General features: G+C 60.5%; 14 protein-coding genes. 7 read left to right on the top strand and 7 right to left on the bottom strand.

Going from position 1 to position 13,390, the window contains the following annotated elements:
- Positions 1-220 precede the first annotated feature (220 nt).
- Positions 221-1,000: an exodeoxyribonuclease III gene (xth, locus tag GOW48_RS07700; RefSeq protein WP_170752683.1), complete on the top strand. Its 780-nt coding sequence runs from the start codon at positions 221-223 to the stop codon at positions 998-1,000.
- A 2-nt stretch (positions 1,001-1,002) separates the two neighbouring features.
- On the opposite strand, the gene GOW48_RS07695 is transcribed toward xth, so the two are convergent.
- Both GOW48_RS07695 and dksA read right to left on the bottom strand, forming a co-directional pair.
- Entirely contained in the window at positions 1,003-2,154 is a 1,152-nt protein-coding gene (locus GOW48_RS07695) for an FAD-dependent monooxygenase (protein WP_170752681.1), read from the bottom strand.
- 70 nt (positions 2,155-2,224) lie between these two features.
- A complete protein-coding gene (dksA, locus tag GOW48_RS07690) occupies positions 2,225-2,647 on the bottom strand; it encodes an RNA polymerase-binding protein DksA (protein ID WP_170354457.1) in 423 nt (140 codons plus the stop codon).
- Positions 2,648-3,019: 372 nt separating this feature from the next.
- On the opposite strand from dksA, the gene GOW48_RS07685 reads away from it, so the two are divergent.
- The 5 genes from GOW48_RS07685 (at position 3,020) to GOW48_RS07665 (ending at position 7,134) form a co-directional block, all read left to right on the top strand.
- Complete coding sequence (locus GOW48_RS07685; RefSeq protein WP_170752679.1) at positions 3,020-3,865, top strand: AAA family ATPase; 846 nt, start codon at positions 3,020-3,022, stop codon at positions 3,863-3,865.
- A 97-nt stretch (positions 3,866-3,962) separates the two neighbouring features.
- On the top strand, positions 3,963-4,412 hold the full coding sequence (locus tag GOW48_RS07680; RefSeq protein WP_170354459.1) for a GNAT family N-acetyltransferase: 450 nt from the start codon (positions 3,963-3,965) through the stop codon (positions 4,410-4,412).
- Positions 4,409-5,773: a DUF2927 domain-containing protein gene (locus GOW48_RS07675; RefSeq protein WP_170752677.1), complete on the top strand. Its 1,365-nt coding sequence runs from the start codon at positions 4,409-4,411 to the stop codon at positions 5,771-5,773. Before GOW48_RS07680 ends, GOW48_RS07675 begins: the two co-directional genes overlap by 4 nt.
- 3 nt (positions 5,774-5,776) lie before the next feature.
- A complete protein-coding gene (locus GOW48_RS07670) occupies positions 5,777-5,947 on the top strand; it encodes a hypothetical protein (protein ID WP_170354461.1) in 171 nt (56 codons plus the stop codon).
- A gap of 2 nt (positions 5,948-5,949) precedes the next feature.
- Positions 5,950-7,134, top strand: coding sequence for a vWA domain-containing protein (locus GOW48_RS07665; protein ID WP_170752675.1), 1,185 nt, complete (start codon positions 5,950-5,952; stop codon positions 7,132-7,134).
- An 8-nt stretch (positions 7,135-7,142) separates the two neighbouring features.
- Here GOW48_RS07665 and GOW48_RS07660 read toward each other — a convergent pair whose 3' ends face one another.
- Positions 7,143-7,607 (bottom strand): GFA family protein, encoded by a 465-nt coding sequence (locus tag GOW48_RS07660; protein WP_170752673.1) that lies wholly within the window; start codon positions 7,605-7,607, stop codon positions 7,143-7,145.
- 108 nt (positions 7,608-7,715) lie between these two features.
- Between GOW48_RS07660 and GOW48_RS07655 the strand changes: the two genes are divergently transcribed.
- A complete protein-coding gene (locus GOW48_RS07655; protein WP_170752671.1) occupies positions 7,716-8,405 on the top strand; it encodes a M48 family metallopeptidase in 690 nt (229 codons plus the stop codon).
- 71 nt (positions 8,406-8,476) lie between these two features.
- Here the strand turns inward: GOW48_RS07655 and GOW48_RS07650 are convergent, their stop codons facing one another.
- The 4 genes from GOW48_RS07650 to GOW48_RS07635 are packed head-to-tail and all read right to left on the bottom strand — an operon-like array spanning position 8,477 to position 13,303.
- Positions 8,477-9,019 carry an RSP_2648 family PIN domain-containing protein gene (locus tag GOW48_RS07650; protein WP_170752669.1) on the bottom strand — a complete coding sequence of 181 codons (543 nt, stop codon included), beginning with the start codon at positions 9,017-9,019 and terminating at the stop codon, positions 8,477-8,479.
- Positions 9,016-10,218 carry an RSP_2647 family RNA methyltransferase gene (locus tag GOW48_RS07645; protein WP_170752667.1) on the bottom strand — a complete coding sequence of 401 codons (1,203 nt, stop codon included), beginning with the start codon at positions 10,216-10,218 and terminating at the stop codon, positions 9,016-9,018. The genes GOW48_RS07650 and GOW48_RS07645 overlap by 4 nt, the downstream gene beginning before the upstream one ends.
- Positions 10,219-10,257: 39 nt before the next feature.
- Positions 10,258-10,527, bottom strand: a complete 270-nt coding sequence (locus GOW48_RS07640) for a hypothetical protein (RefSeq protein ID WP_170752665.1) — start codon at positions 10,525-10,527, stop codon at positions 10,258-10,260.
- Positions 10,514-13,303: a [protein-PII] uridylyltransferase family protein gene (locus GOW48_RS07635; RefSeq protein ID WP_170753001.1), complete on the bottom strand. Its 2,790-nt coding sequence runs from the start codon at positions 13,301-13,303 to the stop codon at positions 10,514-10,516. The genes GOW48_RS07640 and GOW48_RS07635 overlap by 14 nt, the downstream gene beginning before the upstream one ends.
- Between the last annotated feature and the right edge of the window lie 87 nt (positions 13,304-13,390).

The following is a 13,390-nucleotide window of genomic DNA, read 5'->3' as shown; positions in this document are numbered from 1 at the left end:
TCCGCTCTCCGACCATACCGCCGGAGAGCTTCACCTGGCGCGGTCATCGGCGCCTCCGCCTGTACCGCCTCCCATAGATCGCAAAAGTTGGTTAACAATCCGTTTCTTCATCTGGCCAAAAATACCTCGGAGCGCGAGGCAGAGCCTCGCATCCTTCACCGCCACTTGCCGCTGGGTTCATTCTGCGCGATAGGTTGCCAACAGCTTTGGAGGGCCGCGCATGAAAATCGCCACGTTCAACATCAATGGGATCAAAGCGCGGGCCGAGGCCCTGCCCCGGTGGCTGGACGAGGCACAACCGGACATCGCTCTGTTGCAGGAAATTAAGTCCGTCGACGAGAACTTCCCTCGCGAAATCTTCGAAGAACGCGGATACAATGTCGAAACGCATGGTCAGAAGAGCTTTAACGGTGTCGCAATCCTCTCGAAGCTACCTTTGGAGGATGTAACGCGCGGCTTGCCCGGTGACGACGAGGATGAACAAGCGCGTTGGATCGAAGCGACTGTTGTCGGCAAGCAGGCGATCCGGATTTGTGGCCTTTATCTACCGAACGGAAATCCTGCGCCCGGGCCAAAATACGACTACAAACTGGCGTGGATGGAGCGTCTGTATGATCGCGCCCGTGACCTGCTGGCAACCGAAGAGCCTGCGTTGATGGCGGGCGACTACAACATCATTCCGCAAGCGGAAGATGCAAAACGCCCCGATGCATGGCGCGAGGACGCCTTGTTCCGACCCGAAAGCCGGGCCGCCTTCCGCAAAATCCTGAACCTAGGGTTCACCGAGGCGTTCCGTGCCCGTGTGCAAGGTGCAGGCCACTATTCCTTCTGGGACTACCAGGCCGGAGCGTGGAACAAGGATGACGGCATTCGCATCGACCATTTTCTACTGACGCCTCAGGCCGCAGATTTGATGCGAGACTGCCAAATCGACAAAGAGGTCCGTGGGCACGAAAAACCCTCGGATCACGTGCCAGTCTGGGTTGATTTGGACATCTGAGATCAAACGGTTGGGTCGTAGTTGTAGATCCAGTCGTATTTCTGCGTCAGGCGCGGACCTATCGCCGCCAGAACTGCTTGCGCGGCCAAACGCATCGGACCGCGCAAGTGAAAATTGCGTGCATTTGCGGATGCCGCAGCTACCACGTGCTGCGCGCGGCATTGGCGCGCGGATTCGTAGGCTACAAGGGCTTGCCTTACGCCCGATTGGCTGTCGAAAGAGCGTGCGAGAACCCAGGTATCCTCAAGCGCCAGACACGCTCCTTGCGCCATGAAGGGTAACGTCGGATGGGCCGCATCGCCCAACAGGGCCAAGCGTCCGTTCTGCCATCTCTCGGCCACCGGACGCAGGAACAGTGCCCACAGATGCGTTTCTTCGACCTTTGTCAGAATGTCTCTCACCGGCCCTCCAAAATCGGCAAACCTAGCGCGCAAGTCATTTGGATCGCCCTTTACACGCCAGCCTTCCTGCTGCCAGTCCGAGCGTTCTTCAATTGCTACGACGTTCATCAGGCGTTGGTCGCGCAGCGGATAGGTGACGACGTGCCGCCCCGGCCCCATTGTCAGTGAGGCTTGCGACTTCTCGACCCTATCCTCCCAAGGCACCGTCGCGCGCCAGGCGATCTGGTGGGTGAAGGCTGGGGCCTCGGGGCCGTTCAGGATCGGGCGAAGGGTGCTGCGTCCGCCATCTGCGGCAATGGCACATTCGACGCGGAGGCGCTTTTCATCATCCAGCACGATCTCGACCTCGGACGGGTGTTTGCGAACCGTCTGCACTCGCGCGCCAAGGCGTATGTCGACACCTGCATCCTCGGACGCCCGTCGCAACAGCTCCAGCAAATCGGCGCGGTGATAGTAGAATGTCGGACCCGCCGCAGGGGCTGGGATGCGACTGATAACCCGACCCTTGCGATAGTCACGCAAAATAGTTCCGTGCGAGAGTTGCGCGGCTTCAGGCGGATCCCCCGCAACCCCCAAGGCGCGCAGAACGGACATCCCGTTGGCGCTGATCTGAAGGCCCGCTCCGACCTCGGTCAGTGCTGGGGCCTGCTCTAGCACCGTCACCTGCGCACCGCGCTGGCGCATGGCCAACGCCGCAGCAAGTCCACCGATGCCGCCGCCAACCACGCAAAACTTCAAACCATTGATCTTCATAGCATTGCCTTAACGCAAAAACGCCGGAGCAACAGGCCCCGGCGTTTGAATTCTTGACATTTCAGGACGATCAATCGTCGCGGTGGACCTTTTCGCGACGCTCATGCCGTTCCTGCGCCTCGAGCGTCATGGTTGCGATCGGGCGCGCATCCAGACGCTTCAGCGAGATCGGGTCGCCTGTTTTTTCGCAGTAACCATACTCACCCTCATCGATCCGGCGCAGGGCCGAGTCGATTTTAGCCACCAGTTTGCGCTGACGGTCGCGCGTGCGCAGTTCCAACGCTCGGTCGGTTTCCTCGCTTGCGCGGTCGGCAACGTCGGGGATGTTACGGGTGTTGTCCTGCAAACCTTCGATCGTGTCGCGGCTGCCTGCCAAAAGTTCGGTCTTCCAGTCCAACAGCTTGCGACGAAAATACTCAAGCTGCCTGTCGTTCATAAATGGCTCGTCTTCGGCTGGACGATAATCTTCGGGCAGAAATACTTCCTGCTTCATTTTTGCTCCCTCGGTGTGGCCTTCAACGCCGAGTGCACTCTCTTCACCAGACATGAGGCATTCCCTTCTGCGGAGCGTTTATCTGACGGCGCGGGGATTGTCACTATGCAAACGTAGCGCCGAACAAGTGTGATCATAAACAGTCTAAATATGAGACATCAAACAACAAAACCTTGTTTTTCTGTGAAAATTGGCGGGCCTTTTCAAGGCATCCCCCAAAATGCCGCAGGGTCTGTTAACGCTCGAATCAACCAAAGGCATTGGACTCGCTGACCAATTTGGCGCGACGGCACGCAGCGACGCGGGTTGTAAAAATCCTCACTGCTCTGTAACCCAAACACCACAAGCCGCGCGATACAGGATGAGGACCCCATGACCGCACGTTTTCAAGGCACAGCCGAATATGTTGCCACTGATGATTTGACCATCGCGGTGAATGCCGCGGTCACACTGGAGCGTCCGCTACTGGTCAAGGGCGAACCCGGCACCGGCAAAACCGAACTGGCCAAACAGGTGGCTGGTGCGCTGGGTCTGAAGATGATCGAGTGGAACGTGAAATCCACCACCCGCGCGCAGCAGGGCCTGTACGAATATGACGCCGTCAGCCGCTTGCGTGACAGCCAGTTGGGCGATGAGCGCGTGCATGACGTGTCAAATTATATCCGCAAAGGCAAGCTGTGGCAGGCGTTCGATGCCGACGAAAAGATCGTGCTGCTGATTGATGAGATCGACAAGGCCGATATCGAATTTCCAAACGACCTGCTGCAAGAACTCGATAAGATGGAGTTCCACGTCTACGAAACTGGTGAGACGATCAAAGCCAAGAACCGGCCTATCGTGATCATCACCTCGAACAACGAAAAGGAACTGCCCGACGCCTTCCTGCGCCGGTGTTTCTTTCACTATATCCGTTTCCCCGATGAGACCACGATGCGCCGCATCGTCGAGGTTCATCACCCCGGCATCAAGGACGCGCTGCTGACCACCGCACTAACGCAGTTCTATGAAATCCGCGACACGCAGGGGCTGAAGAAAAAGCCCTCGACCTCGGAAGTACTGGACTGGTTGAAACTGCTTCTGGCCGAGGATCTGACCGCCGAGGATCTGAAACGCGACGGGGCAAATGCCCTACCCAAGCTTCACGGCGCGCTGCTTAAAAACGAACAGGATGTGCACTTGTTCGAACGTCTGGCTTTTATGGCACGCAGCAAACGCTGATCATGGGGTGATCGGCCTTGCCATACGGCAAGCGGGCTGTCAGCATTGGTTAACGACAGCCCGAAGACCGGGCATCCGAGCAGATGGGACAAGCTGAGTGTCTGACACCCTTACGATCCGCGCCTTGCGGCCCGATGATCGCGCCCAATGGGCCGAACTATGGCGTGATTATCTGGCGTTCTATGAAACGACCGTTCCCGACGGCACCTATGACACCACTTTTGCCCGCCTTTTGGGTGATGACCCGAACGATTTTTCCTGCTTTGTCGCCGAAAGCGCCGGACAGTTGGTCGGGCTGACGCACTACCTGTTCCACCGTCATGCGTGGAAGGAAGAGTCTGTCTGTTACCTGCAAGACCTGTTCGCAACCCCGGCATCACGCGGTACCGGCGTCGGCCGTGCGTTGATTCAGGCTGTATATGACGAAGCTGACCGTCAAGGCGCGCCCTCGGTCTATTGGCTGACGCAGGAATTCAACCACACCGCGCGCAAGCTCTATGACCGTATCGGCAAGCAAACGCCCTTCATCCGGTATCAACGCCCATGATCAGGCTTGGTGCGATGGTGTTCGGATTGGCCCTTGCAGGCTGCACCACGGTCACCCCACCCGAACCGCCGACGCGCGTCAAACCAACCGAAGACATCCTGCCGCCGGCCAAGTCATTCGCGACCGCGCGCCCTACCCCGCCCACGCGATCCAACGTGAATATCGCGCAGGATTTCGTGTCGCTTCACTTCGCGTTGGAAAGTGGCACTGCGCTGCCTGTATTCACCCGGTTTGAAGAACCAGTAACCGTGCGCCTTACGGGTCAGGTCACCCCTTCAATGCAACGCGATCTCCGACGCCTTCTGACCCGTTTGCAGCGTGAAGCCAGGATCGATATCCGGCAAATCCAGGACGGCCCCGCCAATATCACCATCGAAGCCGTCAGCCAGGAACAAATCCAAAGCATCCTGCCCCAGGCAGCCTGTTTCGTGGTGCCCAATTCTTCGGACTTTGAGGAATACCGCCGGGATCGGCGGAAACAGAAAAGCAGTTGGCTCCGCCTGCGTAACCGGGAAAGACTGGGCATTTTTATCCCATTTGACGCGAGCCCACAGGAAAAACGCGACTGCCTGCACGAAGAGCTTGCGCAGGCTTTAGGCCCTTTGAACGACCTGTATCATCTACCGGATTCGATCTTTAACGACGACAACATACACACCGTTCTAACTGGGTTCGACATGCTGGTCCTGCGCGCGGCCTATGCGCCTGAGTTGCGCAGCGGCATGACCCGCGAAGAGGTCGAGGCCGTCATACCTGACGTGCTCAAACGTCTGAACCCGCGCGGTGAAAACGTGCCGGCGCAACCAACGACCCAGACCACGCGAGACTGGATCCGAGCCATCCAGAGTTCCCTCAACCCCAACCGCAGTGTTGATGCCAGACTACGCTCGGCCAGTCGCGCCGCCCGGATAGGAGCGGAACAAGGATGGACCGACCACCGTCGTGCCTATCCCTATTTTCTGATGGGTCGGATGGAGCAGTTCGACAATCCGCAAAAAGCCTTGCGCGACTATGACACCGCCCTGCAATACCTGCGCGCGACACCAAACACAGAGATTCATCAGGCGTATATCACGACTCAACTTGGAACTTATGCATTGGCACAAGGTAGCGGACCGCAATTCCTGCCCGAATTGGACAAAGCCATCGACGTTATGACGCGCGCTGAAAACGCCTCGCAGTTGGCAACACTATTGCTGCTGAAATCTGAGGCTCTAAATCAGGCAGGACGCGCAACCGAAGCACGTTCCGTCAGGCTGGACAGTCTGGGGTGGGCACGCTACGGGTTTGGCTCGGAAACGGTGGTCCGGTCGCTGATGCAGGACGTTGCAGAGGCGCCCGCGAATAACAGAGGCGGTTAACGCATGGTCGTAGTTCTGGGAATGGCATTACTGGGGGCGATCCTCGGAGCGATGGCCGCGCGCAAGCGTAACGGCAGTGGTGCCGACATAGCGCAATACGCCGCGGGCTACGGTATCGCTTTTTCGCTCGTGGGCCTTATCCTGTCATTGATCATCGTCAGACTGATTTCGTAGCCATGTTCCTGCCCTTCTTTGAAAACCTTCGCAAAGCCCGTATTCCAGTATCCCTGCGCGAATACCTGACCTTTCTGGAAGGCATGAAAAAGGGTCTGGCCACCTATGATGTCGAGGCGTTTTATTACCTCGCCCGCGTCTCGATGGTGAAGGACGAACGTAATATCGATAAGTTCGACCAAGCTTTCGCCGCCAGCTTCAAAGGTTTGGAAGAGATCAGCTTTGATCAGGTGATCGAGGCCGTGGACATCCCCGCCGAGTGGCTGGCCAAGATGGCCGAAAAACACCTGTCCGAAGAAGAAAAGGCCGAGATCGAGGCCATGGGCGGGTTCGAGAAACTGATGGAGACGCTGCAAGAGCGTCTCAAGGATCAGGAAGGCCGCCATCAGGGTGGCAACAAGTGGATCGGCACCGCCGGAACGTCTCCGTTCGGAGCGTATGGCTATAACCCGGAGGGCGTGCGCATCGGCCAGAAGGAAAGCCGCCACCAGCGCGCGGTCAAGGTCTGGGATAAGCGTGAATTCAAGAACTTAGATGACACAGTTGAACTGGGCACCCGCAACATCAAGGTCGCCCTGAAACGCCTGCGCCGCTGGGCGCGCGAGGGTGCGGCGGATGAGCTGGACCTGGACGGCACCATCCGCGCCACCGCTGAACACGGCTATCTGGATGTCAAAACCCGGCCCGAACGACACAACGCGGTCAAGGTGCTGCTGTTTCTGGACGTGGGCGGATCAATGGACCCGCATATCAAGGTTGTCGAAGAGCTGTTCTCGGCCGCGCGGACCGAGTTCAAGCATCTGGAATATTACTATTTCCACAACTGCCTGTACGAAGGCGTCTGGCGCGACAATGCCCGACGCTGGGATCAGCAGACCCCCACCCATGAAGTGCTTCGCACCTATGGCCCGGATTACAAATGTATTTTCGTGGGCGACGCCTCGATGAGCCCCTATGAGATCGCCTATCCTGGCGGTGCCAATGAGCATTGGAACCAAGAGGCCGGGCAAGTCTGGCTGCAGCGCGCACGCGATCAGTGGGCCTCCAACCTGTGGATCAACCCGGTGCCCGAGAAATATTGGGACTACACCCATTCCATCAGCATGATCCGCGAGATTTTCGAGGACCGCATGGTGCCGATGACTCTGGCCGGGCTAGAGCAAGGAATGCGCGAACTGACGCGCTGAACCGGCTCTTAACTGCTTGTTGGCTCCCGGCCCGGCAATGCCAGCACTCGGGTCAGAGGTAAAGTCAGACCCAGATAGGTTGACAGCGCGCCCGAGTATTTCGGGACGTCGTCCAACTGATCCTCGACCCGTGTGCCGTAATAGATGTCACAATCAACCGGTGGTAGTTCTATCTGCTGCGCCGTGCGGGCCGGAACCACCGAGAGCGCACCGAACAGATAAGCCAACATCGGATCGCCACAGGATTTGCACAGACCGCGGGACAGGGGCGAAGGGCTTTTGGTGTGAATCCATTTGATGGTTGACGGATCAGCAGGACGCGCCTGCCCCCGGCGCAGCAGCAAGGCATCCGCGTAGGGCGCCTGATAAACGGACTGGCATTTCGTGCAATGGCAGCGAAAACGAACACGGGGCGCGGCGGTGACGGTCACTTTGGTCTGACCGCAGGAACAGCATGTCTGGATTTGTGTCATGGCGCAGGTTAAACACGCCTCTCGCGACCGGTCAACGCGCCCTCACAGGCTGTTGCGCAGCGTCATTTTCCTGTTGCTTCGGCCTCTGCGCAGCCCCATATCTGATCTATGCTGCGCCTGACCCCAATCCTGTTGGCCATCGCCTATGCCGTCGTTATGTACCGGATTTCCGTGTGGCGTACCCATCGCGAATTAGACGCGAAGTCGACCGAGTTGGCGGACCCTGCGCTGAAACGCATGACCGATCGTTTGGCGGCAGCGCTCGAGATCGAGCGGGTTCCGGTCTACATCTACGAAATCGACCCTGTAAATGGGTTGGCCGCGCCGGACGGGCGGATTTTCATCACGCGGGGGTTTTATCGCAAGTTCCGCGATGGCGACGTCTCGGCCGAGGAAATGGCCAGCGTGATCGCGCATGAGCTTGGTCACGTGGCGCTGGGTCATGCGCGGCGGCGGATGATTGATTTTTCCGGTCAGAACGCGCTGCGGACGGCGCTGATCATGGTGTTGAACCGGTTCATTCCGTTCATTGGGGCGTGGATCGCGAATATGCTGGCGCATCTGCTGGCCTCGCGCCTGTCGCGCGGGGATGAGTATGATGCGGATGAATATGCCGCCGCGCTGCTGACCAAGGCCGGGATTGGGATTGGGCCGCAGAAATCTCTGTTTCACAAGCTCGAAAAGCTGACCGAGCAGAGGGCGGGAGTTACGCCAGCTTGGTTAATGAGCCATCCCAAAACGGATGAGCGGATTGCGGCGTTGGAGGCGCTTGAACAGCGTTGGAAGGCGGGTGGATAGGTTGCGGCCGTGAGGGGCCAGCCCCTCACACACCCCGAGGTATTTTTAGCCAGATGAAGGGCGGATCGGATTTAAGTGGTGAGGGCTTTGCCCAGGCGTGGCAGACGAGCTTTTTTCATCAGCGCACGCAGGGTCCATTGATCGCCTGAGAGGCGGTTGGCTTCTGCGAGAACACGGTCGGCCATCTCAGATATGCCTTCCGGATCGATGCGCCAAAAGCCGTGCAGCAGGTTATCGGGATCTTGGCGATCCAACCCTTCTTCCGACAGGATGTTTCGGGGGAAGTCTTTCGCGTTCATAGTGACAATTACATCTGACGACGACGCTATGGCGATGGCCAGTACGTGAACATCAGCGGCATCGGGCAGCCAGAGGCGCTGCTCAAGACCTGGTTGTGCTTCACGCTCTGCTTTGGGCCATTGAGATTGAGTCAGGGCAATTTCGGCGCGGGCCTGTGACTCACCCGTGGAGCCCAGCTTTCGTGCAGCACGGGCCCATTCTTCGAGGATGCGCGCGGACCATATGGGTTCGAAATGACCCATCTTTGCCGCGCCCAACAGCATCGCTCGCATCACCGTGGGATAGATGACGCAGGTATCCAGAACCGCCCTCACACCCGGTAGAACACGGCTTTGAGGTATCCGCTTTCGGCCAGTTGCGGCAGTTGCGGGTGATCCGGCCCCGCAAAGCCCGTGTGGATCAGTTGCGCCTGCCGCCCGCTTCGGCCGATCCCTCGCGATGAGGCGTCACGGAAACGGCCCAGATCGGCGGCGTGAGAACAGGAACACAGGCCAAGATAACCGCCCGGTTTGGCCAGCGGCGCGGCCAGACGCGCGATGCGCTCATAGGCGCGCAGCCCCGCGTCCAGCGCCTGTTTCGAGGGCGCGAAGGCGGGCGGGTCACATATGACCACGTCGTATTGCACGCCCTCTTCGGCCAGTTGGGTCAAGACATCGAAGGCGTCGCCTTGCCGGGTTTGGAACCGGTCGGCAAAGCCCGAGGCTTGCGCGCCTTGGGCGGCCAATTCCAGTGCGGCGGCTGAGCCATCGACGGACAGCGCCGACCCGGCTCCGCCAGCCAGCATCGCCAGACCGAACCCGCCCACGTGGCTGAACACATCCAGCACCTGTGCGCCGGGTTGGACCAGCCGGGCCGCGAAGGCGTGGTTGGGGCGTTGGTCGTAGAACAGCCCGGTTTTCTGGCCGCCGGTCAGGTCGGCCATATAGGTCGCGCCATTCATAGGCACCGGCAGCGGCGCATCGGGGGCCGTGCCGCGCAGGGTGAGGTTGGCATCGTCTAGCCCCTCAAGCCCGCGTGTCCGGCCCGAGGCGTTTTTCAGCACCGTGGTCACGCCGGTCACCGCGACCAGCGCGTCGGTCAGAGTGTCCAGATGCGCTTCGGCCCACGCCGCGTTGGGTTGGATGACGCAGGCGTCACCAAAGCGGTCGATGATCACACCGGGAAAGCCATCGGCTTCGGCGTGGATCAGACGGTAATAGGGCGCGTCGAACAGGCGCTCGCGCATGTCTAGCGCGCGGCGCAGGCGGGTTTCGAACCACGTGGCGTTTAACTCGGCATCCAGATCGCGGTCCAAAACGCGGCACATGATCTTGGACTCGGGGTTCACCGCCACCAGCGCGATGGGCGCGCGGTTTTCGTCTTCCAACACGGCCAAAGCCCCTGCCGGGATCTTACGGGTGCGGCGGTCTGTAACGACGTCATTGGCATAGACCCAAGGGAAGCCGTGGCGCAGTCCGCGCGCATTGGCTTTGGGTTTCAGGCGGATACGGGGGCGGTCGGCGGATTGGGTCATGCCGCTCCTCTTAGTAGCTCCGGCGCGCGGGGAAAAGCCCTAGCGATCGCGGGACCGCCAGCCGCCGCGGCGTTTAGGTTTTTGTGCTGCCTGCAATCCCTCGGTCAGCACCTGCGTCATCGGGTGATCCGCCTGTGCCGCGTAGATCGCGTGCAGATCGGTCAGCGCCTGCGTCTGATCCCGATCCACAGGCAGGCTGAGTGCCCAGTCCAGAAAGATGCTACGGCATTCGGGCAAGGTGATGCCCTCCATGTTATATGCCTCGCGGATCAGGCCCTTGTGGTCATTGGGGTCGTCACTGCGCGCCATGAGTATCCTCCGAAATAACGCAGCCGATGATCCCGGCAGCGGTGTCGTAACTGTCCTGCAGCGCGGCCTGAAGCTGGTCGACCTGTTCAAACCCGGTGGCCCGGCACAGAAAAGCCGTACCGCCCTCGCCGATCTTGTCGGCCTCGATCACCTTGCCCGACAGCAGCCGGGCCGCGCATTGCACCGACCAGCATAGATCATAGCAGTCCTTCAGCGTTTGCGCCTGCGCGACATCCAGCAGCCCGGCAGCGACCGCGCCATCCAGCCCCGTATGCACATCCCGCTGAGGCAGACCGGACAGCAACGCGCCCGTCTCTGCCATCAGTTCGATATCCATCATGCGGCCTGCGCCGTTCTTGGCATCCCAGATACCGGCCGGCGATTTGGCGGCGGCCAGACGGCTACGCATCTCGGCCACCTCGCGCAGCACTTTCGCGCTATCGCGGGGACGGGTCAGGAATTCGGCGCGGAAGGTTTCGATATCCTGCGCCAGATCAGCATTTCCAGCCACAACGCGGGCGCGGGTCAGGGCCAAGTGTTCCCAGACCCATGCCTCATTCTGCTGGTAGTTGGTGAAACTGGCCCAACTGGTTGCCACCGGCCCCTGATTTCCCGAGGGGCGCAGCCGCATGTCGACCTCATAGAGCCGCCCCTGCGACATGGGCGCAGACAAGGCCGTGATCAGCGCCTGCGTGAAGCGCGCGTAGTAGGTGCGCGTGGCCAGCGGGTGCGGGCCGTCGGACATGTCCTGATCCAGCGGGTCATAGATCACGATCATATCCAGATCGGATTGCGAATTGATCCGCCCCGCCCCGATCGAGCCCATGCCCAGCACCGCCGCCCCGCGTCCCGGCGCCGGCCCGTGTTTGCGGGCGAATTGCCCGGCCACATGCGGCAAAAGCGCGGCGATCACGGCACTAGCCAGATCGGCATAGTTCTGCCCGGCCTGCGCCCCGTCGATCAGCCCGCGCAGGTGGTGAACACCAACGCGGAAATGCCATTCCTTGCACCAGCGGCGGGCGAAATCCAGCTGTGTCTCGTAATCCGCCTCTTGCGCCAGCGCCTGCTCCAGATCGGCCTGCAAGGCCGCCTGCCCCGGCCAGTCGTCAAAGAAGCTGCCGCCGATCACCGCGTCAAAAACCGAGGCATTGCGCGAAAGGTGCCCCGCCAGCGCGTGAGATGTCCCCACGATATCGACCAGCAGGTCGATCAGATGGGGGTTGGCCTCGAACAGAGAAAACAGTTGTACGCCTGCAGGCAAGCCCGACAGGAACCCATCCAGCGCAAGCAGCGCTTCATCCGGCTTCGCGGTTTTGGCCAGACGCGACAGCAGTTCCGGTTTCAGCCGCTCGAATATACGCGCGCCCCGTTGCGAGCGCAGCGCCGGATAGGTAGGCCAGCGCGCCATGACGCCTTCGTCAAAGGTGACCTCGGGGGTTGGCGCGGGGGCTGCGGCTCCGGGGGCGAAGAACCCTTCGGTCAATTCATGCACCTCGGTCAGGCGGCGGGTCAGGTCGGAGGTCAGATCTTCGCTGCTGATCCCCATTAGGCAGGCGACGCGCTCGATACCTTCCGCAGATTGCGGCACTTTGTGGGTCTGGGCGTCGTGGATCATCTGAATGCGATGTTCGACCTCACGATGGGCGCGGTAATGGTCGGTCAGTTTGTCGGCGACCTCTGGTGGCACCCAGTCCTTTGCGGCCAGCGCGGCCAGCCCCGGCACTGTGCCGCGGACGCGCAGATCGGGGTCACGCCCTCCGGCGATCAATTGGCGGGTTTGGGTGAAGAACTCGATCTCGCGGATGCCACCCTGCCCCAACTTCATGTCGTGGCCCGGAATGGTCAGAGCACCACCGGTCCCCTTATTCTCGCGGATGCGCAGGCGCATGTCATGGGCGTCCTGAATGGCGGCAAAATCCAGATGCCTCCGCCAGACAAAGGGGCGCAGCGTGTCCAGAAACCGCTGTCCTGCCGCGATGTCCCCTGCACAGGGGCGCGCTTTGATATAGGCGGCACGCTCCCAAGTGCGGCCAAGGCTTTCGTAATACCGCTCGGCAGCCTCGGCCGCCATACACACAGGCGTCACACCCGGATCGGGGCGCAGACGCAAATCGGTGCGGAACACATAGCCATCGGCGGTTTTGTCGCTGAGCGTGGCGCAGAAGTTCCGCGTGGCACGCACCATGCCATGACGCGCCTCATAGAATTCATCCGGGTCAAACCGGGTCTCATCGAACAGCACGATCAGGTCGATATCCGAGCTGTAATTCAGCTCATGCGCGCCCATCTTGCCCATGGCCAGAATGATCATCCCGGCGGCGGTTTCAACGTCGTCCTCGCTCATGCCCGGCAACTTGTCTCGCCGGATCAGCGCCGCGATCTCGGCCTTGGCCGCCACATCCGCCGCCAGCGCACCGAAATCAGTCAGCGCCGCCGTGACTTTCTCCAACGGCCACGCCCCTGCCACATCGGCCAGCGCGGTCAACAGCGCCATCCGTCGTTTGCCCTGCCGCAACCCCGGTTTCAGCTGATCCGGCGGCAGCGCGCGGGCGGCGGCCATCACCTCGGCCAGCGCCTGATCGGGCTGCTGCAAGGCCCCGGCCAGCCAGTCTTTTTCCCGCTCGATCAACCCTTTGAGATACGGGCTAGAGCCCGCGACACCCGCGATCAGCTCAGCCTGTTCCGGCGTCAGACCCGCAACCAGACCCCGTGTTTCATCACCCAACGCAGGATCGAACGGGCGTGGCATTCGGTGGATCGACAGAGCGGTCATGATGGGGCCTCCGGCGTGTTACTGCCCCCAAATGGCCTGATTTCAAAGGCTTGCACAAGTCCTAACTGCATCGCTGCGACACCCCCTTAA

This window comes from Ruegeria lacuscaerulensis, assembly GCF_013033355.1.
Classification (GTDB): domain Bacteria; phylum Pseudomonadota; class Alphaproteobacteria; order Rhodobacterales; family Rhodobacteraceae; genus Ruegeria; species Ruegeria lacuscaerulensis_A.
This window is presented reverse-complemented; position numbering and strand designations above follow the sequence as displayed.